This is a genomic window from Streptomyces sp. NPDC043685 (genome assembly GCF_056436585.1).
The window spans coordinates 50,081-75,572 of sequence record NZ_JBWKCH010000005.1 but is presented as its reverse complement, the minus strand read 5'-3'; the positions used below and the strand labels follow the sequence as shown (position 1 = coordinate 75,572).

The 25,492-nt window shown below is 72.8% G+C and carries 24 protein-coding genes and 2 pseudogenes; 15 read left to right on the top strand and 11 right to left on the bottom strand.

What is annotated here, in order from left to right; all coding sequences use genetic code 11:
- Positions 1–71: 71 nt before the first annotated feature.
- The 14 genes and pseudogenes from AC0665_RS17365 to AC0665_RS17300 form a co-directional block, all read left to right on the top strand.
- On the top strand, positions 72–1,631 hold the full coding sequence (locus tag AC0665_RS17365) for a glycoside hydrolase family 53 protein (RefSeq protein ID WP_478610119.1): 1,560 nt from the start codon (positions 72–74) through the stop codon (positions 1,629–1,631).
- A 186-nt stretch (positions 1,632–1,817) separates the two neighbouring features.
- Positions 1,818–2,075, top strand: coding sequence for an ArsR/SmtB family transcription factor (locus AC0665_RS17360; RefSeq protein ID WP_468405954.1), 258 nt, complete (start codon positions 1,818–1,820; stop codon positions 2,073–2,075).
- Positions 2,076–2,124: 49 nt separating this feature from the next.
- Entirely contained in the window at positions 2,125–3,093 is a 969-nt protein-coding gene (locus AC0665_RS17355) for an SMP-30/gluconolactonase/LRE family protein (RefSeq protein WP_478610120.1), read from the top strand.
- 254 nt (positions 3,094–3,347) lie between these two features.
- The gene (gene crcB / locus AC0665_RS17350; RefSeq protein WP_478610121.1) at positions 3,348–3,803 is read left to right on the top strand and encodes a fluoride efflux transporter CrcB; all 456 of its coding nucleotides are present in this window, start codon (positions 3,348–3,350) and stop codon (positions 3,801–3,803) included.
- Positions 3,800–4,216: a DUF190 domain-containing protein gene (locus AC0665_RS17345; protein ID WP_468405959.1), complete on the top strand. Its 417-nt coding sequence runs from the start codon at positions 3,800–3,802 to the stop codon at positions 4,214–4,216. The genes crcB (AC0665_RS17350) and AC0665_RS17345 overlap by 4 nt, the downstream gene beginning before the upstream one ends.
- Positions 4,213–4,560 carry a fluoride efflux transporter CrcB gene (gene crcB / locus AC0665_RS17340; RefSeq protein WP_478610122.1) on the top strand — a complete coding sequence of 116 codons (348 nt, stop codon included), beginning with the start codon at positions 4,213–4,215 and terminating at the stop codon, positions 4,558–4,560. The genes AC0665_RS17345 and crcB (AC0665_RS17340) overlap by 4 nt, the downstream gene beginning before the upstream one ends.
- 135 nt (positions 4,561–4,695) lie before the next feature.
- On the top strand, positions 4,696–5,532 hold the full coding sequence (locus AC0665_RS17335; protein WP_478610123.1) for an undecaprenyl-diphosphate phosphatase: 837 nt from the start codon (positions 4,696–4,698) through the stop codon (positions 5,530–5,532).
- A 176-nt stretch (positions 5,533–5,708) separates the two neighbouring features.
- Complete coding sequence (locus tag AC0665_RS17330; RefSeq protein ID WP_478610167.1) at positions 5,709–6,386, top strand: FadR/GntR family transcriptional regulator; 678 nt, start codon at positions 5,709–5,711, stop codon at positions 6,384–6,386.
- Complete coding sequence (locus AC0665_RS17325; protein WP_468405963.1) at positions 6,383–7,825, top strand: amino acid permease; 1,443 nt, start codon at positions 6,383–6,385, stop codon at positions 7,823–7,825. The genes AC0665_RS17330 and AC0665_RS17325 overlap by 4 nt, the downstream gene beginning before the upstream one ends.
- A 32-nt stretch (positions 7,826–7,857) precedes the next feature.
- Positions 7,858–8,874 (top strand): asparaginase, encoded by a 1,017-nt coding sequence (locus tag AC0665_RS17320; protein WP_478610125.1) that lies wholly within the window; start codon positions 7,858–7,860, stop codon positions 8,872–8,874.
- Between the two features lie 120 nt (positions 8,875–8,994).
- Positions 8,995–10,404 carry an aspartate ammonia-lyase gene (gene aspA / locus AC0665_RS17315; protein WP_478705276.1) on the top strand — a complete coding sequence of 470 codons (1,410 nt, stop codon included), beginning with the start codon at positions 8,995–8,997 and terminating at the stop codon, positions 10,402–10,404.
- A 42-nt stretch (positions 10,405–10,446) separates the two neighbouring features.
- Positions 10,447–11,370 (top strand): glutaminase, encoded by a 924-nt coding sequence (locus AC0665_RS17310; RefSeq protein ID WP_468405969.1) that lies wholly within the window; start codon positions 10,447–10,449, stop codon positions 11,368–11,370.
- A gap of 367 nt (positions 11,371–11,737) precedes the next feature.
- A pseudogene (gene mptB, locus AC0665_RS17305) lies at positions 11,738–12,871 on the top strand (polyprenol phosphomannose-dependent alpha 1,6 mannosyltransferase MptB); the annotation flags it as partial.
- 7 nt (positions 12,872–12,878) lie between these two features.
- Positions 12,879–13,673, top strand: a pseudogene (locus tag AC0665_RS17300) (glycosyltransferase family 87 protein); the annotation flags it as partial.
- A 224-nt stretch (positions 13,674–13,897) separates the two neighbouring features.
- Here the strand turns inward: AC0665_RS17300 and AC0665_RS17295 are convergent.
- From AC0665_RS17295 to AC0665_RS17285, 3 genes are all read right to left on the bottom strand, one after another.
- Complete coding sequence (locus AC0665_RS17295) at positions 13,898–15,070, bottom strand: D-alanyl-D-alanine carboxypeptidase family protein (RefSeq protein WP_468405971.1); 1,173 nt, start codon at positions 15,068–15,070, stop codon at positions 13,898–13,900.
- 98 nt (positions 15,071–15,168) lie between these two features.
- On the bottom strand, positions 15,169–16,308 hold the full coding sequence (rho, locus tag AC0665_RS17290) for a transcription termination factor Rho (RefSeq protein ID WP_478705275.1): 1,140 nt from the start codon (positions 16,306–16,308) through the stop codon (positions 15,169–15,171).
- A gap of 267 nt (positions 16,309–16,575) precedes the next feature.
- Entirely contained in the window at positions 16,576–17,403 is an 828-nt protein-coding gene (locus tag AC0665_RS17285) for a class I SAM-dependent methyltransferase (RefSeq protein WP_478705274.1), read from the bottom strand.
- 138 nt (positions 17,404–17,541) lie between these two features.
- Between AC0665_RS17285 and AC0665_RS17280 the strand changes: the two genes are divergently transcribed.
- Entirely contained in the window at positions 17,542–18,267 is a 726-nt protein-coding gene (locus AC0665_RS17280) for a class I SAM-dependent methyltransferase (RefSeq protein WP_478610129.1), read from the top strand.
- Between the two features lie 21 nt (positions 18,268–18,288).
- Here the strand turns inward: AC0665_RS17280 and AC0665_RS17275 are convergent, their stop codons facing one another.
- The 8 genes from AC0665_RS17275 to AC0665_RS17240 form a co-directional block, all read right to left on the bottom strand.
- Entirely contained in the window at positions 18,289–19,110 is an 822-nt protein-coding gene (locus AC0665_RS17275; RefSeq protein WP_366052366.1) for an alpha/beta hydrolase, read from the bottom strand.
- Positions 19,111–19,164: 54 nt separating this feature from the next.
- Positions 19,165–19,974: a GntR family transcriptional regulator gene (locus AC0665_RS17270; protein ID WP_478610130.1), complete on the bottom strand. Its 810-nt coding sequence runs from the start codon at positions 19,972–19,974 to the stop codon at positions 19,165–19,167.
- Positions 19,975–20,104: 130 nt separating this feature from the next.
- Positions 20,105–21,271, bottom strand: coding sequence for a serine hydrolase domain-containing protein (locus tag AC0665_RS17265; protein WP_478705273.1), 1,167 nt, complete (start codon positions 21,269–21,271; stop codon positions 20,105–20,107).
- Between the two features lie 115 nt (positions 21,272–21,386).
- Positions 21,387–22,355, bottom strand: coding sequence for an acetylxylan esterase (locus AC0665_RS17260; protein WP_468405985.1), 969 nt, complete (start codon positions 22,353–22,355; stop codon positions 21,387–21,389).
- A gap of 243 nt (positions 22,356–22,598) precedes the next feature.
- Positions 22,599–23,183, bottom strand: a complete 585-nt coding sequence (locus tag AC0665_RS17255) for an Rv1733c family protein (protein WP_478705272.1) — start codon at positions 23,181–23,183, stop codon at positions 22,599–22,601.
- Between the two features lie 212 nt (positions 23,184–23,395).
- The gene (locus tag AC0665_RS17250; RefSeq protein WP_478610132.1) at positions 23,396–24,151 is read right to left on the bottom strand and encodes a ferredoxin reductase; all 756 of its coding nucleotides are present in this window, start codon (positions 24,149–24,151) and stop codon (positions 23,396–23,398) included.
- Positions 24,144–24,749, bottom strand: coding sequence for a sulfite oxidase-like oxidoreductase (locus tag AC0665_RS17245; protein ID WP_478610133.1), 606 nt, complete (start codon positions 24,747–24,749; stop codon positions 24,144–24,146). Before AC0665_RS17245 ends, AC0665_RS17250 begins: the two co-directional genes overlap by 8 nt.
- Before the next feature lie 86 nt (positions 24,750–24,835).
- Entirely contained in the window at positions 24,836–25,234 is a 399-nt protein-coding gene (locus AC0665_RS17240; RefSeq protein ID WP_478705487.1) for a MarR family winged helix-turn-helix transcriptional regulator, read from the bottom strand.
- Positions 25,235–25,492 lie beyond the last annotated feature (258 nt).

The following is a 25,492-nucleotide window of genomic DNA, read 5'->3' as shown; positions in this document are numbered from 1 at the left end:
GAGGGATCCTCACCTGCCTCCTGGTGAGGGGCACTCCCCACACCCCCACGTCGAAGGGACGACGGACGACGATGTTCCATCCCAGACGCACCCTCAGAACCCTGCTGCTGCCGCTCGCCGCGGGCCTCGCCCTCACCGCCCTGCCCGCCGCCCCGGCCCACGCCGCGAGCACGCTGACCAACGGCGGCTTCGAGAGCGGCGGCGCGGGTACCGCGACTCCGAGCGGCTGGTCCGAAAACGGCGACACCGGCGCCTCGTTCACCGAGCCCGGCGGCCACGGCGGCGGTTACCGCCTGAGCCACTGGTCCTCGTCGGCGTACAAGGTGGAGACGTCCCAGCACCTGTCCGGACTCGCCAACGGGAACTACAAACTCACCGCCTGGGTGCGCTCGGGCGGCGGGCAGAAGTCCGCCTTCCTGGCGCTGAAGAACTGCGGCGGCGCCGAGCAGCGCACCGACCTGCCGGTCTCGGCCGACGGGTGGATCCGGATCGTGGTGCCGGTCGGCGTCACCACCAACCAGTGCACGATCAGCGTCAGCAGTGACGCCAACGCGGGCAACTGGATCAACGTCGACGACCTGACCTTCACCACCGGCACGTCCGGTACGCCGATCAAGGGCGCCGACATCTCGTCCCTGGCCAAGAGCGAGGCCAGGGGCGGCGTCTACCGCGACGGCTCGGGCACCGCCGCCGACCCCCTGGCCGTCCTCAAGTCGAACGGCATGAACTACGCCCGCCTGAAGGTGTGGGTGAACCCGGCCGACGGCTACAACAACAAGGCCCGCGTCCTGGCCACGGCCAAGCGCGTCAAGGCCCAGGGCATGAAGCTGCTGGTCGACTTCCACTACTCGGACTTCTGGGCCGACCCCGGCCGCCAGGACAAGCCCGCCGCCTGGGCCGGACACTCCTACGCCCAACTCAAGACCGACGTGTACAACCACACCTACGACGTGCTGAACGCGCTCAAGGCACAGGGCACCACCGCCGACATGGTCCAGGTCGGCAACGAGATCAACGGCGGCATGCTCTGGAACGAGGGGTCGACCTCGAACTGGACGCAGCTGGCCGGTCTGCTCAACTCCGGCCATGACGCGGTCAAGGCGGTCAGCCCGTCCACCACCGTGGCCCTGCACCTCGCCAAGGGCGGTGACCTGGAGGGCACCCGCTGGTGGTTCGACCGCGCGCGCTCCAACGGTGTGAAGTTCGACGCCATCGGCCTGTCCTTCTACGGCTACTGGCACGGCACCCTGGCCGACTTCCAGACGACCCTCGACGACGCGGCCACCCGCTACGGCAAGCCGGTCTTCGTCGCCGAGACCGCCTACCCGTTCCGCCTCGACAGCGACGACGCGCACGCGAACATCATCGACACCGCGGACGAGCTGGTCTCCGGCTACCCCGCGAGCGTGGCCGGCCAGACCCGGTGGATGAACGACATGGCGAGCATCGTGGAGGCCGTCCCCAACGGCCGTGGCCTGGGCATCTTCTACTGGGAGGCGACCTGGACCGCGGTGCCCGGCAACGGCTGGGACCCCACCGACGCGGCCTCCGGCAACGCCTGGGAGAACCAGGCGCTGTTCGGTTACGACGACCGGGCCCTGACCTCGATGGCCTGGTTCCGCCACCGCTGACCGGCCCCGGGGGAGGCCCTGCGCTCCGGGGCCTCCCCTCCGGTCGCTCCTCTGTGCGAACTCCCGTGTGCGGTAGGGCGGTTCGGTATCGGTCAACGATGCCGAACCGCCGTACGCGGTGGCTTCGACTGCGCGACAGTGGGAAGACGCGGTGTGAGAGGCGAAGCCGCGAGGCAGGGGCACGACATGCTGAGGACTCCCACGGACGAGACGCGGCTGCGCATCCTGGCCTGGCTGAGGGAACCAGGTCCCGCCGCGGACGGTGTCACCGCGGACGCCGTCGCCGAGCGGTTCTCGATCCCCCGCCCGGTCGCCGTCACCCACCTCCGGCTGCTGGAGGCCACCGGCGTGCTGCGCACCAGCAGGTCCGCGGGCCGTGTGCGCTACCACCGCGACGACATGCGGATCGCCGAGGTCGCCCGGATGTTTGAAAAGGGCTGGTAGGCGACCCGGTACAGCGCCACCGCCCCCGATGGTGAAGGACACCCGCCTCATGGACCGTCCCACGGCACTCGTGCCCCGCCACTACCTCGCGGTGGGCCCCGGCCCCGAGGACGTGGTCGCCGACCCGCACGGCCGTGTCCTCACCGGCGTCGCGGACGGGCGCATCCTGCGGCTCGACGCCCTCGACGCCCTCGGCGACCCGGTCAGGGCCCGGGCCGAGGTGATCGCCGAGACCGGCGGCAGGCCACTCGGACTCGAACTCCTCCCGGACGGCGACCTGCTGGTGTGCGACGCCGAACGCGGCCTGCTGCGCGTCGACACCGGCGACGGCACGGTCCGCATCCTCGCCGACTCGGTGGCGGGCGAGCCGCTGCGGTTCTGCAGCAACGCCGTGTCCCTCTCCGACGGCAGCGTCTACTTCACCGTCTCCAGCCGCCGGTACCCCCTGGAGCAGTGGATCGGCGACATCGTCGAACACACCGGAACCGGACGGCTGCTGCGGCTCGCCCCCGGCGACGACACACCCGAGGTGGTGCTGGACGGCCTCCGGTTCGCCAACGGGATCGCCGTCGGCGCGGACGAGTCCTTCCTCGTCGTCGCCGAGACCGGCGCCCGCCGGCTCCTGCGCCACTGGCTCACGGGACCGAAGGCGGGCCGGAGCGAACCGTTCGCGGAGAACCTTCCGGGCATGCCCGACAACCTCTGGCGCGGCGCGCCCGACGGGCCGATCTGGGTCGCGCTCGCCGGACCCCGCGTCCCCGCCCTGGACCTCCTGCACCGCGGCGCGCCCGGCGTCCGTGCCGCCGCCGCCCGCGTCGCCGTGCGCGCCCCGTTCCGCCCCACCGGCACGATCGCCGTCCAGGCCTTCGACGACGCGGGCCGCGTCGTCCATCACCTGGCCCGTCGCCGTTCCGGTTTCCGCATGCCGACCAGCGTCTGCGCGGCGGGCGGGTACCTGATCCTGGGCAGCATCCGGGAACGGGGCGTGGCGGTCTGCGAACCACCCGCCCCGAAGTGACCTCGAGCCCGCACCGCAGCGCCCTCCAGCCTGCCCCGGACCGACCTCAAGCCCGCCCCCGCCGACCTCCACGCCCACCTCGGAGTGACCCCGCCCCGGGCCCGGGTTAACCTGAACTCCGGCCGCGACCCGTCGCGGCGCGGCGGTGGGGCCCGCCGTACCCGAACCGCGGCGAGGACGCCGCCAACGGTCCCTACTTGCGACGGCACGCGCCCGTACGACCCGGGCTCCCGGCGAGTAGGAGAACGATCCCCATGACATCCCCCGAGAGCCTCCGTGCGCAGGCCTCCACCCCACGGCAGCGTTCCTGGCGCGCCCAGGCGCCCGTCGTCGCGGTCGTGTCGCTCGGCGGGGGAGCGGGAGCGGCCGCCCGGTACGCCGCCTCCCTCCGGTGGCCCACGCCTCCGGACGGCTTCCCGTGGTGGACCCTGTGGGTCAACATCGCCGGCTGCGCCGTGATCGGCGTGTTCATGGTGGTCATCACCGAGGTCCGGACCGCCCACCCCCTCGTGCGCCCCTTCTTCGGCACCGGCGTCCTCGGCGGCTTCACGACGTTCTCCACGTACGCCGTCGACATCCGCGGGCTCCTCGACGGCGGCCACGTCGCCACCGGCCTGGCCTACCTCGTCGCGACCCCGCTCGCGGCACTCACGGCGGTGTGGCTCGCGGCCGGAGGAACCCGCCGCGCCCTGAAAGGAAGGCGACGATGACAAGGCTGACCGGCAGGGCCCTGCGCCTGACCGTCTTCATCGGCGAGAGCGACACCTGGCACCACAGGCCCCTCTACTCCGAGATCGTCCACCGGGCCCACGCGGCCGGGCTCGCGGGGGCCAGCGTCTTCCGCGGCGTCGAGGGCTTCGGAGCGTCCTCCCTGATCCACACCTCGCGGCTGCTGTCCCTGAGCGAGGACCTGCCGATCGCCGTGGTCGTGGTCGACACCGAGGCACGCGTCCGCGCCTTCCTGCCGCAACTCGACGACCTGGTCACCGAGGGTCTGGTGACCCTCGACGAGTGCGAGGTCATCCTCCCCCGGTCTCGGCTTCGCTCGACCGGGGGCACCCCCACCACCGGCCGGGACGACACGCCCGGCGCGACGGACCCGAAGGGTAAGAAGTCGTTGTGAACTGGCTGCTGGTCGTCGGCGGCGCGCTGGTAGGCGCCCCGCTGCGCTACCTCACCGACCGTGCGGTCCAGGCGCGCCACGACTCGGTCTTCCCCTGGGGCACCTTCACGGTGAACGTCACCGGCTCGCTGATCCTGGGCCTGCTCACCGGCGCCGCCACCCACCTTCAACTGCTGCTCGGCACCGGTCTGTGCGGGGCGCTGACGACGTACTCGACCTTCTCCTACGAGACGCTGCGGCTGGCGGAGACCGGGGCTCGCGGGCAGGCGGCCGTCAACGTGGTGGCGAGTGTGCTGGCCGGCCTCGGGGCGGCCTTCGCGGGGGCGGCCCTCGCGCGCTTGTGAGGCGCGGGTGAGGGGTGCGGGTAAGGCGGCTCCATGAGGGGCGCCGGCGGGCCGGGAACGTGAGAAGCGTCCTCGCCCGCGTGTAGTAAGACTGTCCCCTCCGCTCCCCGCCTCCTTCGAGCAGAACTGGATCCCATGAGCGTCATCAGCGTCGGTCAGGCCGTCGTCCTCGGAGCCGTCGAGGGGGTGACCGAGTTCCTGCCCGTCTCCTCCACCGGCCATCTCAAGATCGTCGAGGGTCTGATGGGCATCCCCGTCGACGACGACGCCGTGATCGGGTTCTCCGCCGTCATCCAGGTCGGCGCCATCGCCGCGGTGCTCGTGTACTTCTTCAAGGACATCGTGCGGATCGTCTCCGCCTGGGGCAGGGGCCTGCGCGACCGCGAGGAGCGGTACCACCACGACTACAAGTTCGCCTGGTGGGTCATCTGCGCGACGATCCCGATCGTCGTCGTCGGACTCGCCGCCAAGCCGCTCATCGAGGGCCCGCTCGCCTCGCTGTGGGTGGTCGCCGGCTCGCTGATCGTCGGCAGTGCCGTGATGTGGGCGGCGGACCAGATGGGCCGGCACAAGCGGGGCGAGGACGACACCTCCTTCAAGGACGCCATGCTGGTCGGCAGCTCCCAGATCCTCGCCCTGCTCTTCCCGGGCTTCTCCCGCTCCGGCGCCACCATGTCCACCGCGCTGATCCTCGACCTGGACCGCGTCGCCGCCACCCGGCTCTCCTTCTTCCTCGGCATCCCCGCGCTGACCGGTGCCGGTCTGTACGAGCTCAAGGACGCCCTGGGCACCGGGGTGGGCGCCGCCCCGCTCGCCGTCGGCACCGTCGTCTCCTTCGTCGTGGCGTACGCCTCCATCGCCTGGCTGCTGAAGTTCGTCGCCAAGCACTCCTTCAACGCCTTCGTGATCTACCGGATCGTCGTGGGAGTGCTGCTGTTCGGCCTGCTCGGAGCGGGTGTGCTCAGCAGTTGAGCGTGCCGACGGGGGCGCCGTCGCCCGTCTGCGGCGCCATCGTGGCCGGTCGCGCCGTTCCCCGCGCCTCTTCAGGGCACCCCCCTTGACAGCCGCGTCCCGGTGCGCGGAGTATCACCCCCGTGAACCTGTCAGACAGCCGGACAGCCGGACAGCCGGTGCGACGCGTCAGTGCCATGGAAGCGGTCCTGGCGTACCTGCGCGGCGCGATCGAGAGCGGGGAGTACGCCATCGGCGACAAGCTCCCCTCCGAAGCGGAGCTGTGCCGCACTCTCGAGGTCTCCCGGCCCGTGCTGCGCGAGGCGCTGCGGGCCCTGCAGACCATGGGCCTGACCGTGTCCAGGACCGGCAAGGGCACGTTCGTCGTCGCCAGTGCCGTCGAGGACCCCACCTTCGGCGACTACGCGGCCAGCGATCTGATGGAGGTGCGCCGCCACGTCGAGATCCCGGTCGCCGGGTACGCGGCCCGGCGCCGCACCCCGGAGAACCTCGACCACCTGGCCCACCTGCTGGACCGCATGGAGCGGGAGACGGACACCACCGCCTGGGTCGCCATGGACACGCTGTTCCACCTGGCCGTGGCCGAAGCCGCCCAGAACCCGGTCTTCCGCCGGGTCATCGAGGAGATCCGGGACGCGCTGGCCCGCCAGTCGGCGTTCCTGAACGAGCTCGGCGGACGCCGCGACCAGGCCAACCGCGAGCACCGGGCGATCGTCGAGGCCCTGGTCGACGGTTCCGAGAACGACGCGGTGGAGGCCATGGCCCACCACCTCGACCGCGTCGAGACGACCCTCACCGACATCGTGCGTCCCTCGCGCACGGACACCCCTATGGAAGGCGGAACCGAGGCGTGAGCGAGCAGTCCCTGCACGACGGAGTGCAGAAACGTTCCGGCCATGTCGACGCCGGAGACGCGGGCTACAGCAAGTCCCTGAAGTCCCGGCACGTCAACATGATCGCCATCGGCGGAGCCATCGGCACCGGCCTGTTCCTCGGCGCCGGCGGCCGCCTCGCCGACGCCGGGCCCTCCCTCTTCATCGCCTACGCGGTCTGCGGCCTCTTCGCCTTCCTCGTCGTGCGTGCCCTCGGCGAACTCGTGCTCTACCGGCCCTCCTCGGGCGCCTTCGTGTCGTACGCCCGTGAATTCATGGGGGAGAAGGGCGCCTACACCGCCGGCTGGATGTACTTCCTCAACTGGACCACCACCGGTATCGCCGACATCACCGCCGTCGCCACCTACACCCACTACTGGGGCATGTTCTCCGACATCCCGCAGTGGGTGATCGCCCTGATCGCGCTGGCCGTGGTGCTCACCGTGAACCTGATCTCGGTGAAGATCTTCGGCGAGCTGGAGTTCTGGTTCGCGATCATCAAGGTCGGCGCCCTGGTCGTCTTCATGTGCATCGGCATCTTCCTGCTGGTCACCCGGCACCCCGTCGACGGACACGTCCCCGGCCCGTCCCTGATCGGCGACAGCGGCGGTGTCTTCCCGCACGGCCTGCTCCCCATGCTGCTGATCATCCAGGGCGTCGTCTTCGCCTACGCCTCCGTCGAACTGGTCGGCGTCGCCGCGGGCGAGACCGAGAACCCCGAGAAGATCATGCCGAAGGCGATCAACTCGATCATGTGGCGCGTCGGCGTCTTCTACGTCGGCTCGGTCGTGCTGCTGTCGATGCTGCTGCCGTGGAACAAGTACACCGCCGGCGAGAGCCCCTTCGTGACGGTGCTGTCCAACATCGGCGTCCCGGCGGCCGGCGGCGTGATGAACCTCGTCGTCCTCACCGCCGCGATGTCCTCCCTCAACTCCGGCCTGTACTCCACCGGCCGCATCCTGCGCTCCATGGCCATGGCCGGCTCCGCGCCCGGGTTCACCTCCGTGATGAGCCGCAGCCAGGTGCCCTACGGCGGCATCCTGCTCACCAGCGGCATCTGCGTCCTGGGCGTCGGCCTCAACTTCGTCGTGCCCGCCGAGGCGTTCGAGATCGTGCTCAACTTCGCCGCCATCGGCATCCTCGCCACCTGGGGCATGATCATGCTCTGTCACCTCCTCTTCTGGCAGAAGACGCAGAAGGGCGAGCTGACCCGCCCGGGCTACCGGCTCCCGGGATCTCCCTGGACCGAGATCGTGACGCTGGCCTTCCTCGCCTCCGTCCTGGTCCTCATGTACGCCGACGGCGGCGCGGGACGCACCACCGTGCTGTGCCTGCCGCTGATCGTCGGGGCCCTGGTCGCCGGGTGGTTCGCCATCCGCGGCCGTATCGCACGCAAGTCCACCACCGGAGCCGGCGCGTGAGGAACGCGCCGCTCCCAGAGAAGCAGGCAGTGATGTTCAGCAGTTCCCTCGCGGACGCACCCCTTGTCCGTGAACCCGCCCACGCCCCCGTCGCCCACCTGGTCCGCGGCGGCATCGTCGAAGGCACCCATTACGGCTCCGTCGTCGTCATCGACGCCGACGGGGAGGTCCGGCTCCGGATCGGAGACATCGAGGCCGCCTTCTACCCCCGGTCCGCGATCAAGCCGGTCCAGGCCGTGGCCATGGCCCGGGCCGGGCTGCCGCTCGACGGCGAACTGCTGTCCCTGACCGCGGCCAGCCACTCCGGCGAGGAACGCCACCTCGCCGGCGCCCGGCGCATCCTCGAACTCGCCGGGCTCACCGAGAACCACCTGCGCAACGTCCCGGACCTGCCGTTCGACCCGGTCGTGCGGGACGCCTGGGTGCGCGAGGGCCGCCTGCCCTCACGGCTCGCCCAGAACTGCTCCGGCAAGCACGCGGCCATGCTCTACACCTGCGTCCTCAACGGCTGGCCCCTGGAGGACTACCTCGACCCCGGCCACCCGCTCCAGCAGGCCATCGCCGAGATCGTCGAGGACCTCACCGGGCAGCGCATCGCCCGGGTCACCGTCGACGGCTGCGGCGCGCCCCTGTTCTCCCTCTCCCTGCACGGCCTCGCCCGGGCCACCGCGCGGATCGTCACCGCCGCCCCGGGCACGCCGGAGGCGCGGGTCGCCGACGCCATGCGGGAGCACGCGGAGATGGCCTCCGGCTCCGGGCGGGACGTCGCCGCGCTGATGCGGGCCGTGCCGGGGCTGTTGTCCAAGGACGGCTTCGAGGGCGTGCAGGTCGCCGCGCTGGCCGATGGGCGGGCCGTCGCGGTGAAGATCGCGGATGGTGCGAACCGGGCCCGTGTGCCGGTGACCGCCGCGGCGTTGGCCCGGGCGGGCGTCGACCCGGAGCTGCTCACGGAGTTCCAGGGCGAGCCGCTGCTCGGTGGTGGGCAGGAGGTCGGGCGGGTGCGGCCCGTTCGCTCGCTCGAGCCGGTCGCCGGTGCGGCCCGCGTCTGACGCCGTGCCGGATCTGCCCGTCGGCGGCTGCGGGCCGCATATGGCTGCTCGCGCAGTTCCCCGCGCCCCTTTCAGGGGCACTTCCCACCCTGTACCTCAGAGAAGAGGACCCTCGCCGTCATGACCGCCGCCACCCGCTCCGAGCACGACCTGCTCGGTGACCGTGACGTTCCCGCCGACGCCTACTGGGGTGTGCACACCCTGCGGGCCACGGAGAACTTCCCGATCACGGGCATGCCCATCTCCGCCTACCCGCACCTGATCGACGCCCTCGCCGCCGTCAAGGAGGCCGCCGCCCTCGCCAACGAGGAACTCGGGCTGCTGGAGGCGAGGAAGGCCGCCGCCATCGTCGAGGCCTGCCGTGAGATCCGCGACGGCAAGCTGCACGACCAGTTCGTGGTGGACGTCGTCCAGGGCGGCGCCGGCACCTCCACCAACATGAACGCCAACGAGGTCGTGGCGAACCGGGCGCTGGAACTGCTGGGCCACGCCAAGGGCGAGTACGGGTTCCTGCACCCCAACGAGGACGTCAACCTCGGCCAGTCCACCAACGACGTCTACCCGACCGCCGTCAAGATCGCGACGGTGTTCGCGGTGCGCGGGCTGCTCGACGCGATGTCCGTCCTCCAGGGCACGTTCGCCCGCAAGGCCGTCGAGTTCCGTGACGTGCTCAAGATGGGCCGCACCCAGTTGCAGGACGCCGTCCCCATGACGCTGGGCCAGGAGTTCTCCGCGTACGCCGTCATGCTGGGCGAGGACCGCTCCCGGCTCGCCGAGGCCGTGCAGCTGATCCATGAGATCAACCTGGGCGCGACCGCCATCGGCACCGGCCTCAACGCCCCCGCCGGATACGCCGAAGCGGCCCGCCGCCACCTCTCGGCCATCACCGGACTGCCCCTGGTCACGGCGCCCGACCTGGTCGAGGCGACCCAGGACTGCGGCGCCTTCGTGCAGATGTCCGGCGTGCTCAAGCGCATCGCCGTCAAGCTCTCCAAGAGCTGCAACGACCTGCGGCTGCTGTCCTCAGGACCGCGGGCCGGCCTGGGCGAGATCAACCTGCCGCCCGCGCAGGCCGGTTCGTCCATCATGCCCGGCAAGGTCAACCCGGTGATACCCGAGGTCGTCAACCAGGTCGCCTTCGAGGTCATCGGCAACGACGTCACCATCACCATGGCCGCCGAGGCCGGACAGCTCCAGCTCAACGCCTTCGAGCCGATCATCCTGCACTCCCTGTCGGAGTCCATCACGCATCTGCGGAACGCCTGCGTGACCCTGGCCGAGCGCTGCGTGGCCGGCATCACCGCCAACACCGAGGCGCTGCGCGCCAGTGTGGAGAACTCCATCGGGCTGGTCACCGCCCTCAACCCGCACATCGGCTACACGGCCGCCACCGAGATCGCCAAGGAAGCCCTGGCCACCGGCCGGGGCGTGGCCGAACTCGTCCTGGAGAAGGGCCTGCTGCCCGCCGAGACCCTCGCCGGTCTGCTGCGCCCCGAAATCCTCGCCGGCAGCGGCCACGCACCGGCCTGACCTGCACAGCGCACCGGGACCGGCGGAGGGACAATAGCGATCATGACATCGCCGACGACCTTCCAGCCGGTCCTGGAGCGCATCGCCGAGGAGATCGAGCGGACCCCCGGGCGCGGGCGGCCCGCCGACTACATCCCGGCGCTGGCCGCCTGCGACCCGCGCCGCTTCGGCATGGCCGTCGCCGACCTCGACGGCACGGTGTACGGGGTGGGGGACTGGCGGCAGCCGTTCTCCGCGCAGTCCCTCACCAAGGTCTTCACCCTCGCCCTCGACCTGGCCCGCGAGGGCGACGCCCTGTGGGAACACGTGGGCCGCGAGCCCTCCGGCAACCCCTTCAACTCCCTGGTGCAGCTGGAGTACGAGAACGGCATCCCGCGCAACCCGTTCATCAACGCCGGCGCCCTCGTCGTCACCGACCGGCTGCACACCCGCACCGGCGACGCGTCGGGCGAACTGCTGGCCTTCCTGCGGGCGGAGAGCGGCAATCCCGGCCTGACCTTCGACCAGGAGGTCGCCGCGTCCGAGACCGCCCACGGCGACCGCAACGCGGCGCTCGGGCACTTCATGGCCTCGTACGGCAACATCGACAACCCCGTGCCGACGCTGCTGGAGCAGTACTTCCGGCAGTGCTCGATCGCCGCGTCCTGTGCCGACCTCGCCCTCGCCACGGGCTTCCTCGCCCGGCACGGGGTCCGCGCCGACGGCACGCGCCTGCTCAGCCGCAGCCAGGCCAAGCAGATCAACGCGATCATGCTGACCTGCGGTACCTACGACGCGGCCGGTGATTTCGCCTACCGCGTGGGCCTGCCCGGCAAGAGCGGCGTGGGCGGCGGCATCATCGCGGTCGTCCCCGGCCGCTGCACCCTGTGCGTGTGGAGCCCGGGCCTGGACGAGCGGGGCAACTCGGTGGCGGGCGTGGCGGCCCTGGACAGATTCACGACGCTGACGGGCCTGTCGGTGTTCTGACGCAACCTCTCGGCGGGCGTCGGCGGGACGCCTTAGAAGGAGCGGGGAACTGCGCGACACGCCACGCCGAGCCCGCACTCCGGCACCACCGCGCCTGGCCGGTGCCCGCCGGCCCTCACCGTCTCGCGCCCGGCCGGTGCCCGCCGTCTGGCGCCTGGCCGGTGCCCGCCGTCTGGCGCCTGGCCGGTGCCCGCCGTCTGGCGCCTGGCCGGTGCCCGCCGGTCCTCACCGTCTCGCGCCCGGCCGGTGCCGCCGGTCCCCACCGCTCCGCGCCCGATCACCGGCCGGACACACGTCGGCTTTCCGCCGGAGCGCTCCACGTCGCTTTCGAGCCACCCCTCGTTGACACGCTGCCCGAGTGTTGGCCATGGCTTTCCCCGTCGATCTCCGTCGCTGCCAGATACTCGGTCTGGCCGGTACCGCCTTCCTCGCGGCAGGCGGTGAGACGGCCGGAGCCCTGCCCGTGCGCGACCTCCTGCACCCGGCCTCCGCCCGCGCCGCCCTCGGCCTGGTCGGTGTCTATTTCGGCGTGGTCCTGCTGATCGCGGCCTGGGCGCTGCTGGGCCGGCTGGTGCGCGGGCCGCGCCCGCCCGCCCCCCGTGCCCTGCTGATGGTGCTCGCCGCCTGGGCGGCCCCGCTGCTGCTCGCCCCGCCGCTGTTCAGCCGGGACGTCTACAGTTACCTCGCCCAAGGGGCGATGGTCCAGGCGCACCTGGACGTGTAGGCGCACGGGCCCTCCCGGCTCGGCGGCCCGCTCGCCGACGAGGTCGCCCCGATCTGGCGGCACACCGGCGCCCCGTACGGCCCGGTGTTCCTCGCCGTCGCGGCGGCCCTGTCCGGTCTGACCCGCGGTGAACTGTCCGCCGGACTGTTCGGCATGCGGCTCGTCGCGCTCGCCGGAGTGGCATTGATGGCGGCGGCGCTGCCGCGCCTCGCCCGGCACAGCGGGGCCGACCCGTCCGCCGCGCTGTGGCTGGGCGCCCTCAATCCCCTTGTTCTGCTGCACCTCGTCGCGGGCGCCCACAACGACGCCGTCATGCTCGGCCTGCTCGGTGCCGGACTGGTGGCGGCACTCGGCCGGTGGCCGGTCCTCGGCGCCGCGCACGTCACCCTCGCCGCACTGGTCAAGGCGCCCGCCGTGCTCGGTCTGGCCGCCGTCGTCGTCCTCCAGGTCCGCGCGGGCCGCGGCCTGGGGAAGGCCATCGCCGCCACCGGGGTCGCGGCCGTGGCGACCACTATCGCCGCCACGGCCGCGGCCGGCACCGGATACGGCTGGGTCGGCGCCCTGAACACCCCCGTCTCCTCCCGGAACTGGGCCCTGACCACCCTCCTCGGCCGCGCCACCCAGGCCCTGCTGGAGCACCTCGGCAGCGATCTCGCGCCCCTGGCGATCCCCGCCTGGCACACGCTGGGCATCGTGGCGGCCGTGACCGCGATCGTGCTGATCTGGCTCAGGCTGCGCCCCCGGCCGGTGTACGCGCTCGGCCTGTCCCTGGCGGCGGGCGACGGTGCCCCTGCTGCGCGACTGGTTCGACCTGCGCGTCTACCACGGCAGCATCGACAGCTGGGTCCATCACGGCGGCCGTCTCTACGACTACCGGGTGCCCGGCACGGCGTACGGCTTCACCTACCCGCCGTTCGCCGCCGTCGCCATGCTCCCGATGGCGCTGCTGAGCCTGCGCACCGCGATCGCCGCCGCCCTGCTGCTCAACCTCGCCGCCCTGGCCGTGATCCTGCGCCTGCTCGCCGGACCGCACTGGCGGCGTCACGGCTGGTTCGGACGGTCCCTGCTCGCCTGTCTCCTCGCCCTGTTCGAACCGCTCCGCGACACCCTCGGCTTCGGCCAGGTCAACCTGCTGCTCCTGGCGCTCGTCCTCGCCGACGCGACGCTGCTCGCCTCGGGGCGCGGACGCCTGGCGGGCGTCGGCATCGGGCTCGCGGCGGCGATCAAGCTCACGCCGGCGCTGTTCATCGGCCTGCTGCTGGTGGCAAGACGGTGGCGCGCGGCGGCGGTCGCCACGGCCGTCGCCCTCGGGGCCACGGCCCTCGCCGCCGGGGTGGACCCCGGTGCCTCGCGGTTCTACTGGACCGAGGCGCTGTGGGACACCGACCGCGTCGGGCGCCTGGGGTACGTCTCGAACCAGTCGGTGCAGGGCATTCTGGCCCGGCTGGGCGAACCGGACCGCGCGGTGTGGGCGACGGCGGTCCTGCTGGTCCTCGGTGTGTGGGCGGTGCGGACGCGCCGGGCGGCCGACGCGGGGGACTGGACGGCCGCCTTCGCCCTGACCGGCCTCGCCGCCTGTCTCGTCAGCCCGATCACCTGGGTGCACCATCTCGTGTGGCTGCTGCCGTCCTTCGCCGTGCTGATCCGCGCGGGACGCCCCCGGGTGGCGGGCGCCCTGTACGCGGTGCTGTGCACGAGCGTGGTGTGGCTGTGGTTCGACGACGCCTCCGGCATCGACGGGTTCCTGGGCGGCAACGCCTACGCCTGGATCACCCCGGGGCTGCTGCTGTGGCTGCCGGTGGGTCAGTTCCGCCCGCTTCTGCGGACCGGGAGCCGCAGCACCAGCACCACGACGGCCGCGCCCGTGCCGGCGGCCCCCGCGATCAGCCCCGCCGCCGTCCAGGCCGAGCCGTGCTCCTCCGGCACGGCCGCCGCGACCGCGGGCGGTGTGGTCGCCGGCCTGGCCGGGGCCGGGGGCGCGCCGAGCGAACCCACCGCCTCGACCTTCCCGGCCGACCCGAACCCCCAGTCGAGCAGTGAGCGCGCCTCCTCGTACACGGCGGACCCGCCGCCCTCCTGAGGGTTCATCACCGTGACGACCAGGGTGCGCCCGCCCCGCCGCGCCGCCGCCACCAGCGTGCTGCCGGCCTTGCTGGTGTAGCCGTTCTTGATGCCGATCAGACCCCGGTACGGCTTGACGCCCTTGGTGCCGCTCAGCAGCCGGTTGGTGTTGAGGATCGGGTACGACCAGTCGCCGCCGCCGGGGAACCTCGCCTCGACCGTGGCGCAGTACCGGGCGAAGTCGGGGTTGCGCAGCCCCACCCGGCCGAACACCGCCAGGTCGTACGCCGACGACACCTGGCCCGGCGCGTCGTAGCCGTCGGGCGATACCACGTGGGTGTCGAGGGCGCCGAGGGAGCGGGCCTTGGCCTGCATGCGCCGGGCCGTGAGCCGCCAGCCGCCGTTAAGCTCGGCGAGGACGTGCACGGCGTCGTTGCCCGAGTTGAGGAAGACACCGCGCCACAGGTCGGCGATCCGGTACGAGCGGCCCTCGGCCACCCCGACCAGGCTGCTGCCGGCACCGATGCCCCGCAGTTCCCGTGCCTGCACCGTGTGCCGGATGCCCGCCGGCAGCCCGGGCAGCACGGTGAGGGCGAACAGGGTCTTGAGGGTGCTGGCCGGGGGCAGTCTGCGGTGAGCGTTGTGGGCGGCCAGCACCTCTCCGGTGCGGGCGTCGGCCACCACCCAGGACAGCGCGGAGACCTTGGGGACACGAGGCGCACCGGCGCGCGGGCGGACCTGGGTACCGGGCCGGTACAGCAGCGAGGGGTGCGGGGCCGCGGCCTTCGGCCCGCCCGGCGGAGTGGGCTCCGCCCCGCGGGTGCCGGCCACCGCCGTGGGCATCAGCGCCATGAGCCCCGCCACGCAGAGCGCACCGGTCGACACGGTCACCCGGGAAGAGAATCCGATCATCATATGAGCAACGTAGAAACGGACCCACTCCGCGCGGCGACGGCAGGGCCGCACCGCCCGCGCTGGCACCCGGATGGATGATCTCCTTCCCGGCGGGCGGGTCAGCCCGCGGGCAGGGTCGGCTGGACGCGCCGCAGGAACGTCGCGTTGTCCGGTGTCTCGCGCATCCGCTCCAGGAGCGTCTCCAGACCGCCCTGCCCGTCCCTGCCCTGCAACACCCGCCGCAGCCCCTGGACGGCCGCCAACTCCGCCGGGCGCAGCAGGAGTTCCTCGCGGCGGGTGCCCGAGGGCGTGATGTCGACGGCCGGGAACACACGGCGCGACGCCGGGTCCCGGCTCAGGCGGAGCTCCATGTTGCCCGTGCTCTTCAACTCCTCGAAGTAGAAGTCGTCGGCCCGGGAGCCGGTCTCCACCAGGGCGGTCGCGAGGATCGTGAGGGAACCGCCCTCCTCGGCCGACCGGGCGGCACCGAAGAACCGCTTGGGCCCGGTCAGCGCCGACGCGTCCACGCCCCCGGTGAGGATGCGGCCACCGGAAGCGGCCGCGTTGTTGTGCGCCCGGCACAGCCGGGTCAGCGAGTCGAGGAGCACGACGACGTCCTCGCCGGCCTCGACGAGCCGCTTGGCACGCTCGATCACCAGATCGGCGAGCGCGGTGTGCTGCTTGGCGCCGCGGTCGAAGGTCGAGGCGTACACCTCGCCCCGCACGGAGCGCCGCATGTCCGTGACCTCCTCGGGCCGCTCGTCGAGCAGCAGCACCATCAGCCGGCACTCGGGGTGGTTGCCGGTGACGGCGGCCGCGATCTGCTGGAGGAGGACGGTCTTGCCGGTCTTGGGCGGGGCCACGAGGAGCCCGCGCTGGCCCTTGCCGACGGGTGCGATCAGGTCGATGACGCGTCCGGCCAGTCCGGCGGCCGGGTGTTCGAGCCGCAGCCGCTCGTGCGGGTGCAGCGGCGTCAGGTCCCGGAAGTGGCGCCGGTCGCGCAGGTCACGGGGCGTACGGCCTTCGACGCGCGCGATGTCGGTCAGGGTGCGCCGGTCACCGGGCACTCCCTCGACGAGGTCGCCCTTGCGCAGGCCGTACCGGCGGATCAGCGCGGGGGAGACCGTGGCGTCGGCCGGCGTGGGCAGGCAGTTCTCGGCGCGCAGGTGCCCCTTCCCGTTCGCGTCGACGTCGAGGACGCCGGTCAGGGTCCGGGCGGGGGACTGCTGCACGGGTGGGCGTTCGAGTGTGGTGGTCATGGTGGTGGGTGTCCTTTCGGGACGGCGGACGGAGACGTGCGAGACGTGCGAAGGGGAGGGGAGTGAGCCGCGAGGGCAGGGCCTGAGCGGCGCCTGCGGGCGGCGGGGGAACAGCACCTCGGATACGACGAACACGTCGTGGTGCGGGAAAGGAAGGAGAAAGAGAAGAACCGGCACCGGCGCCCGCAAAGAGGGGCGTGCACGAGTGCTCTGTGCAATGTACCACCGAAGCGGCGGATCCGCCCCGGTTCGTCTCCGCGGGCCTGCTCAGCGCATGGCCAGCAGCCCGTACAGCAACGGGATCCGCGGCTCGGGCAGGCGCCACCAGCCGGACTCCGTGCGGACCATCCGCGGCCAGCGCGGCCAGGGGAGTTCGTCGCCTTCCCGCAGCCGCCGCACGGCGAGCCCCGCGTCCGTCAACGCGTTGACGACCTCGCCGATTCCGTGCATCCACTCGTAGCTGTCCGTGGCGCCCTCGACGGCCGGGCCGTCCGTGTAGGTGCGGGTCCCGTCGCGGTGCACCGGGCCGGCACCGCCCAGGTAGTCGTGACGCAGGAGCAGTTCGGGGCCCTCGTCCGGAGCGGGCTTCAGCCCGAGCGAGTTGAGCAGGGGATGGAACTCGACGACGTACAACCGGCCGCCCGGACGCAGGAGCCGGTGCGCTACCTGCGCCCACCGGTCCAGGTCGGGGAGGTAACACAGGGCGCCCTTGCCGGTGTAGACGACGTCGAACCGCCGCCCGTCGAGGGCATCGACGGCGTCGTACACGTTCGCCCGGACGTACGTCACGTCCGCGCCGGCCCGCGCCGCGATATCCCGGGCGGCCGCCACGGACGCCCCGGAGAAGTCCAGGCCGACGGCCCGGGCGCCGCGCCGGGCGAACGCGAGGGTCTCGGTGCCGAGATGACACTGCAGATGCAGCACGTCACGCCCGGCCAGCTCGCCGAGGTCCTCCCACTCGTAGGGGGCGAACCAGCGCTCGGGGCCGAGGTCCTGGTCGAGACCGTAGAACCGGCTGGCGAGGTGGACGGGCGTGCGGGCGTCCCAGTTCGCCTGGTTGGCCCGCATCAGCCGGTCGTGCTCGGCGGACGTCATGGGGACATCCAACCGTGAACCGGCCGCGCCCGCCGGGAGATCGCGGGATCCGGGCGCGGGAGGTGTCGCTCGGACCGACCGGGACCGCGTCTCCTGGAGGGCGAGGCCTCGAGGTACGGGCTCCCTTAGGCTGAGCCGATGTTCAGCCCCGAAGGCCCCAGTCTGCGTGAGCTCGCCGTCCAGGCGCTGTCGTCCGTCGAGCGTGGCTACGACCTCCTCGCGCCGAAGTTCGACCACACGCCGTTCAGGACGCCCGAGGCGGTGCTCGACGCCGTCGGCTCGGCCCTGGCGCGCCGGGGACCCTTCGACTCCGGACTCGACCTGTGCTGCGGCACCGGAGCGGGCGTGGAGGTGCTGGCGCGGGTGTGCCGGGAGCGGGTCACCGGTGTCGACTTCAGCGCGGGCATGCTCGACGTCGCACGGAAGCAGGCCGGGCCCGGGGGCCCGCCGGTCTCCTGGGTCCGCGCCGACGCCCGCGCCCTTCCCTTCGCGCCCGCCTTCGACCTCGTGGTGAGCTTCGGGGCCTTCGGGCACTTCCTGCCCGGCGAACTGCCCGGCCTGTTCGCGCAGGTCCGCTCGGTCCTGCGGCCGGGCGGGTGCTTCGCCTTCCCCCTGCTCGCCCCGCCCCGCCCGGCCTCCCTCGGTTACTGGGCGCTGCTGGGATTCGACACCGTGATGCGGGTGCGCAACGCGCTCTGGCGGCCCCCGTTCGTCATGTACTACCGGGCGTTCCGCCTCGGGGACGTACAGCGCGCACTCGTGGAGGCGGGTTTCCGTGTGGAGCTCGTCGCGCTGGAGGAGTTCGGACGACGACCGGACGGCGCCCCCCGGGCACGGCTGGTCACGGCCCTCGTGCCGGACTAGGTGCCACTGCCCGGGTGCCCGTCAGCCGCGCAGGAAGTTCAGCAGATCGTCCTCGAAGGCCTTCTCGTAGTCGCCGACCAGGCCGTGCGGGGCGCCCGGGTACACCTTCAGCGTCGCGTCCTGGACCAGCTGCGAAGTCCGGTGGGCCGAGGCGGCGATCGGCACGATCTGGTCGTCGTCCCCGTGCGCGACGAGCGTCGGCACGTCGATGCGCCGCAGATCCTCGGTGAAGTCGGTCTCCGAGAACTGCGCGACGCAGTCGTAGGCGCCCTTCAGGCCGGCCTGCATGCTCCAGCTCCAGAACGCCCGCCGCACACCCTCCGACACGGCGGCGCCGGGCCGGTTGAAGCCGTAGAAGCTCTCGCTCAGGTCCCAGTAGAACTGCGAGCGGTCGGCCGCTACGCCGGCGCGGATCCCGTCGAAGACCTCCTTCGGTGTGCCGTGCGGGTTGTCCTCGGTCCGCAGCATCAGGGGCGGCACCGCGCCCAGCAGCACGACCTTCGCGACCCGCGCGGTCCCGTGCCTGCCGATGTAGCGGGCCACCTCGCCGCCGCCGGTCGAATGGCCCACCAGGACCGCGTTGTCGAGGTCCAGGGCCTCGATCAGCTCGGCCAGGTCGTCGGCGTACCGGTCCATGTGGTTGCCCTGCCAGGGCTGGCCCGAGCGGCCGTGCCCGCGGCGGTCGTGCGCGATCGCCCGGAATCCGTGCTCGGCGACCAGCCGGGCCTGCCCGTCCCACGCGTCCGCGTTGAGGGGCCAGCCGTGGCTGAACACCACGGGCTGCCCCTCGCCCCAGTCCTTGTAGTAGAGCTCGGTTCCGTCGGAGGTCGTGAACGTGGCCATGGGGATCCTCTCGGGGGTCGGCTGAGGGGCCGTGCCGTGTCTCGATGATCTCCGTCATCCGCGGGAGCCCGCGCCGGCAGTCCGCCGAACGGGTGACGGCCGGGCAGTGGCAGCGGGCGGCACGGTACGGCCCGGCAGAGTGAACTCGTAGACCAGTGCGTCCTGTTGGGCGTCGATCACGAGGTCGGTGATCTCCAGCGGTCGGGCGTACTGGTCGTGCACCCGCCGGGTGACCCGTACCGACGGCGTGCTCGCCAGGGGCGTGATGGCGTCGCGGTGGTGCAGGGTCAGGCCGGCCCGGCGCATCCAGTCGTAGGCCCGGCGCAGGTGCGCGGCGGCGGTTCCGTCGGCGCGGTCGCGGTAGCGGGCCAGTTCCTCCACCTCGGCGAGCGCCACGGCGGAGAACGACGTCACGGCGGTGCGCAGCCCGCGGCCGTCGGCGGTCGCGTACCGGTAGCGGTGGACGAGGGTCGGGCGGCCCGGCGCCAGCCCCAGTGCCTCGGCGTGGTCCGCCGTCGGCGCCTCCCAGGCGACGGTGGCCCGGGCGACGGTGCCCGGGGTCGCGGCCCGGGCACCGACCGGGAAGGTGAGCGACGACGGGCTCGCGACCGGCGGGCCGGGCAGGGTGGCGTGGCTGCCGCGCCGGTCGGTGGCGACGAGGCCGTCACGGCGCAGCAGTCGCAGCGCCTGCCGTATCGTCTCCCGGCTGACCCCGAAGTGGTCGGCCAACCGCCTTTCCCCGGGCAGGCGTTCGCCCGGTGGGATGGTGCCGTCGCGCAGTTCGCCGAGCAACTCCGTCGCGATCCGCCGGTACAGGGGCTCCCCCTCGGCCGGTGGGTGGTCGTGCGGGGTGGTGCGGGCCATGCCGCCCCTCCTGTTGGGTGACGTGCGGTAGCCGTTCGGGCTCGGTGCGCCACCAGATCTAGCATTGGTCTAAACCAGTTGGGAAGGGTGGCCGGGCGGTTCGGCCGAAACCGGACCGCCCGCGCCTGCCTCACAACGCGCTGTACAGCGCCTCGACCAGGGCCATTTTCCGCGGGTCGTCGGCGATTCGAGGCCCCATCCGGTTCATCACATAGCCCAGGGACACCCCTGCCTCCGGGTCGGCGAGCCCGCAGGAGCCGCCGAAGCCGTCGTGTCCGAAAGCGCGCGGGTTGGGGCCGTAGGAGCCGCCGGGGCCGCTGAGCCAGAGCCCGAGCCCCACCTCCGTCTCGTGGCCGAGACCGGCGCCGAGCACCAGGTCCCGGCAACCGCCCTGCCCCTCACGCACCCGCTCGGCCGCCTCGCGGGACAGCAGACGACGACCCGCGTGGGATCCGCGCCCCGCGAAGACGCCGTACAGCGCGGCGACCGCGCGCGCGGTGCCGTGCCCGTTCGCCGCGGGTATCTCCGCGGCCCGCCACGCGGGGGTGTTGGCCTCCGTCGCCGACACCGCCGGGTTGGTGAGCGCGGCGATCGCCGCGGGCGCCAACTGGGCGAAGACGGCGGCCTGTTCACTGCTCGTCGTGACCGCCGGCGGGACGAGCTCGGCCGCCCGGTCCGCGTCCCGCTCCGGCAGGCCGACGCGGAAGTCGAGGCCCAGCGGCCCCGTCACCTCCCGTGCGAGGAAAGCCCCCGGCCGCAGCCCCGACACCCTCCGTACCACCTCGCCGACGAGATGGCCGTAGGTCAGCGCGTGGTAGCCGGACCGGGTGCCCGGCTCCCACCACGGCTCGGTCGCCGCGAGCCGCTGCGTGGTCAGCTCCCAGTCGTAGAGCTGCTCCAGCGAGTGCGGCTCGCGCAGGCCGGCCAGACCGGCGCGGTGGGACAGCAGATGCCGGACGAGGACCTTGTCCTTGCCCGCCGCCGCGAACTCGGGCCAGTACACGGCCACCGGCGCGTCCAGGTCCAGCAGTCCCCGGTCGGCGAGGAGGTGCGCGCACAGCGCCACCGGCCCCTTGGTCGTGGACCACACGTTGACCAGCGTGTCCCGTTCCCAGGGGCGCGAGCGCGCGGCGTCCGCCCAGCCGCCCCACAGATCCACCACGGTCTCGCCGCCCACGGTGACGGCCACCGCGGCGCCCAGTTCGCCCCGCTCCCGGAAGTTCTCCTCGAACGCGGCGCGTACCGGCGCGAACCGCGCGTCGCAGTGACCGTGCACCTGTGTCTCGTTCCCGGACATGAGCCCCCTCCGTCGACCGTCCCCTGGCCCGGACCGCCGCGTCGCGGCCCGGGCGCGATGAACGTACCGACTGGTCGGACCGGGAGGAAGCCCGCCGGGGGCGAACGGCTGGATCTCAGATGTACGAGCGCATCCAGCGGAGCTTGGCCGCCTGCTGGTAGGGGCCGCCGCCCTCGTGGTCGTTGAAGTCGTAGACCTCGATCGTCCGGTCCTCGTGGTTCCATGCGTTGAAGGCCGCGAAGACGGTCGAGGGCGGGCAGGTCTGGTCCTCCAGCGCGGTCGAGAAGAGCGCGGGGGCCCGGCCGCGGGCGGCGAAGTGGACACCGTCGAAGTACGACAGCGTGCGCAGCGCGTCCTCGGTGCGGCCGCGGTGCGTCTTGAGGTAGAGGCCGATCTCCCGGTACGGCTGCCGGTCCGTGATCGTCGTCGCGCGCGGGAAGTCGCACAGGAACGGCACGTCCGGGGCGATGCCCGCCAGGTCCGGGACCAGGCCGCCGACCGCGATCGTGATGCCGCCGCCCTGGCTGGTACCGATGGCCACCGTGCGCGCCGGGTCGGTGAGCGGGTGCGAGCGGGCCGCCTCCACCGCCCGCACCGCGTCCGTGTAGACCCGGCGGTAGTAGTAGTTCTCCGGGGCGTCGATGCCGCGCGTCATGAAACCGGGGTAGGCGGGCGCACCGCCCACCGGATCGGCCGTGCCACCGCCCCCGCCCCACACGCTGCCCTGCCCGCGGGTGTCCATCACGAAGTGCGCCCGGCCCGAGGACGCCCACAGCAGGTGCTCGTGGGGGAGCCCTCGCCCCCCGCCGTAGCCGACGAACTCCACGACCAGAGGCAGCGGGCCCTCCGCCCCGGCCGGCAGGATCAGCCAGCCCTTGACCGGATGACCGCCGAAGCCCGCGTACGTCACGTCAAACACCTGCACGGTGGACAGGCCCGTGTCGACCGGCTCGAACCGGGCGTCCAGGTCGTGCCCACGGGCCTCCTGGAGGGTCTGGGACCAGAACGCGTCGAAGTCCTCGGGCTCGGTGGCCGTGCTGCGGTACGCGCGCAGTTCGTCGAGAGGAAGGTCGAACAGGGCCATGTAGGACCGCCTTTGGTGAGAAGCAGCTACGGGGGCGTTGCGGATGATCACACTACGGCGGTGGTCGGAGGACTGGCCAGGGTTTGTCGGAGTTCGCTCGTGGGGCGGCGTCCACCCGGAGCGGATGATGCCTGGTCATGGGCCTGGGAGTGCGATCAGCGGTGAGGAGCCGCAGAGCCGCTCGTGCTCGAGTGGTCGGGTCACCTTGCCCGTGTGGGCGGCGTGTTTCCACGACGGCGGGGCTCAGGCGCGGCGGTGGGTCCACTCCGGTTCCGTGCGGGCCCACGCCCGGTCCCACTCCGCCAGCCGGCGGCGCAGCGCCACCCGGCGGACCAGGAAATGGCCGAAGAGCACCACGAGCACCGCACCGCCCGCGGCACACGTACCGAGGGTGAGGGTGTGCTGCCAGACCGCCGTCTCGTCCACCGGCGGCATCACGGTCCGCCCCCGCCGGTCGAACCAGACGTCCACGGTCTCGCCCCGCCCCGTGTCCGCCGGGACCCGGGCCGTCGCGGTGCGCGTCCCCCCGCCCGGCTCCGTCCAGCGCACGGTCGCCCGGTACACGTGCTGCCCGCCGGCCTGCACCGACGGCAACGAGTCGCCCTTCCGGCCGACCACCTCGGCCCGGACCCGATGCCGCGCGGCCCGCTGCTCCACCGACACCGACCGGGCCTCGTCATGGGCCCACGCGGCGGCCACCACACCGGCCAGGGGCGCGCCCACGGCGATGAGGACGGCGACCAGCAGCACCGTCCACGCCTCCACGACATCCGACCGGCGCCGCAGCGGACTGCGCCGCCAACGCCAGCCGCGCACCCGGGTTCGCATGCCCACCTCCTCGCCGTCACCGCGGCCGGAGTGCCGGACCGGTCGCGGAGCGCCGCCGCTCCCCCCGCCTCACGCCGCGCCTGCGCGTGCCCCTCAGGGACGGGGTACCCCTTTCCGGGGCCCGCCGACCGCGTCGGGGCAGAACGAACAGCGGGATCGGCGTGCCGGGACCCGCGGCCGGGTGCCCGGCGCGACCGCGGCGAAACAGCGCGTCAGCCGAAACGCTCGATGCGGATCCGCTCCACCGGCTGACCGGCCGTCACGAGCAGCCGGGAGGCGTGCTCCGCGAAGGAGTTGGAGCCGCACACGTAGGCCTCCCACCCACCGGCAGGCTGCTCGGCCAGGAGCGGAACCACATGTGCGGCCGCCATACGTCCCACCGGCGAGCCCTCCGGCGCGCTCCGGGTGAACACGGGCGTCGTCTCCGCGCCGAACTCCCGGGCGTAGATGAGCTCCTCGGGACTGCGCGCCGACACCACCAGCCGCAGGGGCACGGTCAGGTTCCGGGCCCGGTGGTGCCGGACCATCGACATCAGCGGGACGACGCCGGAGCCCGCGCCGATGAGCAGGGCGGGCCGATCGCCCGGCCAGGCGAAGAAGCCGCTCACCGGGCCCCGCACCTCGACCCGGTCGCCGGGCCGGGCGACGGTGTGGAACCAGCCCGACACCTCGCCCCCCTCGACGTGGTCCAGGGTCAGCTCGACATGCCCGGAGTCGTCCGGCGCGGACGCGATCGAGTAATGGCGCTGGGCCGCGTAACCGTCCTCGGCGGTCAGCCGCACCATGAGGTGCTGGCCGGGCAGATGCCCCGGCCAGCCGGGCACGGCGAGCCGGAAGGTGGCGGCGCGCGGGGTCTCGCGGCGGATCTCGGTGAGCGTGGCGGTCCGCCACTCGGAGGCGGCCTGCTCGCTCACCTCGATGCGCCCGGGCACGGCGAACCGCGTGGGAGGCACGAAGGTCTCAGTCACCGGAGTACCTCTGCTCCTCCCAGGGGTTGCCCCGCTCGTGATAGCCGTTCCGCTCCCAGAAACCCGGTTCGTCGTGGTCGAGGATCCGCAGGCCCGCGATCCACTTGGCGCTCTTCCAGAAGTACAGGTGCGGCACCAGCAGCCGGGCCGGACCGCCGTGTTCCGGGGCGAGGGGACTCCCGTCGTACTCCCAGGCGATCCAGGCACGCCCGCCGGTCAGGTCGGCGAGCGGCAGGTCGGCGGTGTAGCCGGTGTGCGAGTAGGCGACGGCATGGGTGGCCGACCCCAGGGGCCGGACCACATCGAGGAACGCGTCCAGCGAGACTCCGGCGAACCGCACCCCGAACTTGGACCAGCCGGTCACGCAGTGGATGGCGCCCTCGTACGCCGACGGCGGCAGCCGGTGCGCCTCCTCCCAGTCCCAGGTGCGGGGCTCGGACACCAGCCCGTCGACGCGGAAGGTCCAGTCGGCCGGTGCCAGCTGGGGAGTGACCTCGGCGGACAGCACGGGCCAGTCGTCGCCGGCGTCGTACTGGCCGGGCGGCAGACCGGGATCGGCGACGCGTGGACGCCCGGTGAAACCTCGGGTGATGTGCATGCGGTGGTGCCTCCGGGCCGGGCCGGCGGCGCTCGCCGGACCGGTGTGCTCAGTGGTGTGCGTGGTCAACCGTACGTGCGGGGTGTTCAGTCCTGCCGGCCGGGACCGGGCGAGGCGTTGTAGCGCACGAGGTAGGCCGCGAACCGGTCCAGGTCCTCCGCCGGCCAGTCGGCGAGGCGTTCCCGGAAGGCGGCCCGGCGGCTCTCCGTGACCTGCGCCAGGATGTGCCGCCCCGCCCCGGTCAGGTGCAGCACCTGGACGCGGTGGTCCTGCGCGTCGGGGCGGCGCTCGATGAGACCGGCGCGCTCCAGCCCGGCCACCTGGCGGCTCACGGTGGACTTGTCCAGGGCGTAGTGGGCCGCCAGGTCGGTGGCCCGGCACCCGCCGACCTCCTCCAGATGCCCCAGCAGCGTGTACGACACCAGCGACAGCTCGGGGTGCATCCGGCCCGCCGCGGCTCGGGCGCGGCGGGCGAAGATCGTCATCTCCCGCTGGATGGTCTCCACGGCGTCGGCGGTGTGCACGGGACCTCCCTCACCGGCTGCTGTGCGGCTCCCCTCCATGGTTGCATGACCCAACCAGTCGGCCGGAGGGGACGGCCCGATCGCCCTGCCGGGCCGCCGCCCCGTCGGGTAGGGTTGCCGTCCGGCCGGGGAGGGACCCCGTCGTCGGAAGCCGAGGAGGTGAGACCCATTACCGCTGTGTCAGCTCGGGTGCTCTCCTCTCGATGTCGCGCGGATCGC

Excerpts from the sequence above, each read along its gene's own strand:
- AC0665_RS17365 (WP_478610119.1), top strand. The coding sequence starts at position 72 with ATGTTCCATCCCAGACGCACCCTCAGAACCCTGCTGCTGCCGCTCGCC.
- AC0665_RS17360 (WP_468405954.1), top strand. The coding sequence starts at position 1,818 with ATGCTGAGGACTCCCACGGACGAGACGCGGCTGCGCATCCTGGCCTGG.
- AC0665_RS17355 (WP_478610120.1), top strand. The coding sequence starts at position 2,125 with ATGGACCGTCCCACGGCACTCGTGCCCCGCCACTACCTCGCGGTGGGC.
- crcB (WP_478610121.1), top strand. The coding sequence starts at position 3,348 with ATGACATCCCCCGAGAGCCTCCGTGCGCAGGCCTCCACCCCACGGCAG.
- AC0665_RS17345 (WP_468405959.1), top strand. The coding sequence starts at position 3,800 with ATGACAAGGCTGACCGGCAGGGCCCTGCGCCTGACCGTCTTCATCGGC.
- AC0665_RS17335 (WP_478610123.1), top strand. The coding sequence starts at position 4,696 with ATGAGCGTCATCAGCGTCGGTCAGGCCGTCGTCCTCGGAGCCGTCGAG.
- AC0665_RS17330 (WP_478610167.1), top strand. The coding sequence starts at position 5,709 with ATGGAAGCGGTCCTGGCGTACCTGCGCGGCGCGATCGAGAGCGGGGAG.
- AC0665_RS17320 (WP_478610125.1), top strand. The coding sequence starts at position 7,858 with ATGTTCAGCAGTTCCCTCGCGGACGCACCCCTTGTCCGTGAACCCGCC.
- aspA (WP_478705276.1), top strand. The coding sequence starts at position 8,995 with ATGACCGCCGCCACCCGCTCCGAGCACGACCTGCTCGGTGACCGTGAC.
- AC0665_RS17310 (WP_468405969.1), top strand. The coding sequence starts at position 10,447 with ATGACATCGCCGACGACCTTCCAGCCGGTCCTGGAGCGCATCGCCGAG.
- AC0665_RS17295 (WP_468405971.1), bottom strand. The coding sequence starts at position 15,070 with ATGATGATCGGATTCTCTTCCCGGGTGACCGTGTCGACCGGTGCGCTC.
- rho (WP_478705275.1), bottom strand. The coding sequence starts at position 16,308 with ATGACCACCACACTCGAACGCCCACCCGTGCAGCAGTCCCCCGCCCGG.
- AC0665_RS17285 (WP_478705274.1), bottom strand. The coding sequence starts at position 17,403 with ATGACGTCCGCCGAGCACGACCGGCTGATGCGGGCCAACCAGGCGAAC.
- AC0665_RS17280 (WP_478610129.1), top strand. The coding sequence starts at position 17,542 with ATGTTCAGCCCCGAAGGCCCCAGTCTGCGTGAGCTCGCCGTCCAGGCG.
- AC0665_RS17275 (WP_366052366.1), bottom strand. The coding sequence starts at position 19,110 with ATGGCCACGTTCACGACCTCCGACGGAACCGAGCTCTACTACAAGGAC.
- AC0665_RS17270 (WP_478610130.1), bottom strand. The coding sequence starts at position 19,974 with ATGGCCCGCACCACCCCGCACGACCACCCACCGGCCGAGGGGGAGCCC.
- AC0665_RS17265 (WP_478705273.1), bottom strand. The coding sequence starts at position 21,271 with ATGTCCGGGAACGAGACACAGGTGCACGGTCACTGCGACGCGCGGTTC.
- AC0665_RS17260 (WP_468405985.1), bottom strand. The coding sequence starts at position 22,355 with ATGGCCCTGTTCGACCTTCCTCTCGACGAACTGCGCGCGTACCGCAGC.
- AC0665_RS17255 (WP_478705272.1), bottom strand. The coding sequence starts at position 23,183 with ATGCGAACCCGGGTGCGCGGCTGGCGTTGGCGGCGCAGTCCGCTGCGG.
- AC0665_RS17245 (WP_478610133.1), bottom strand. The coding sequence starts at position 24,749 with ATGCACATCACCCGAGGTTTCACCGGGCGTCCACGCGTCGCCGATCCC.
- AC0665_RS17240 (WP_478705487.1), bottom strand. The coding sequence starts at position 25,234 with ATGACGATCTTCGCCCGCCGCGCCCGAGCCGCGGCGGGCCGGATGCAC.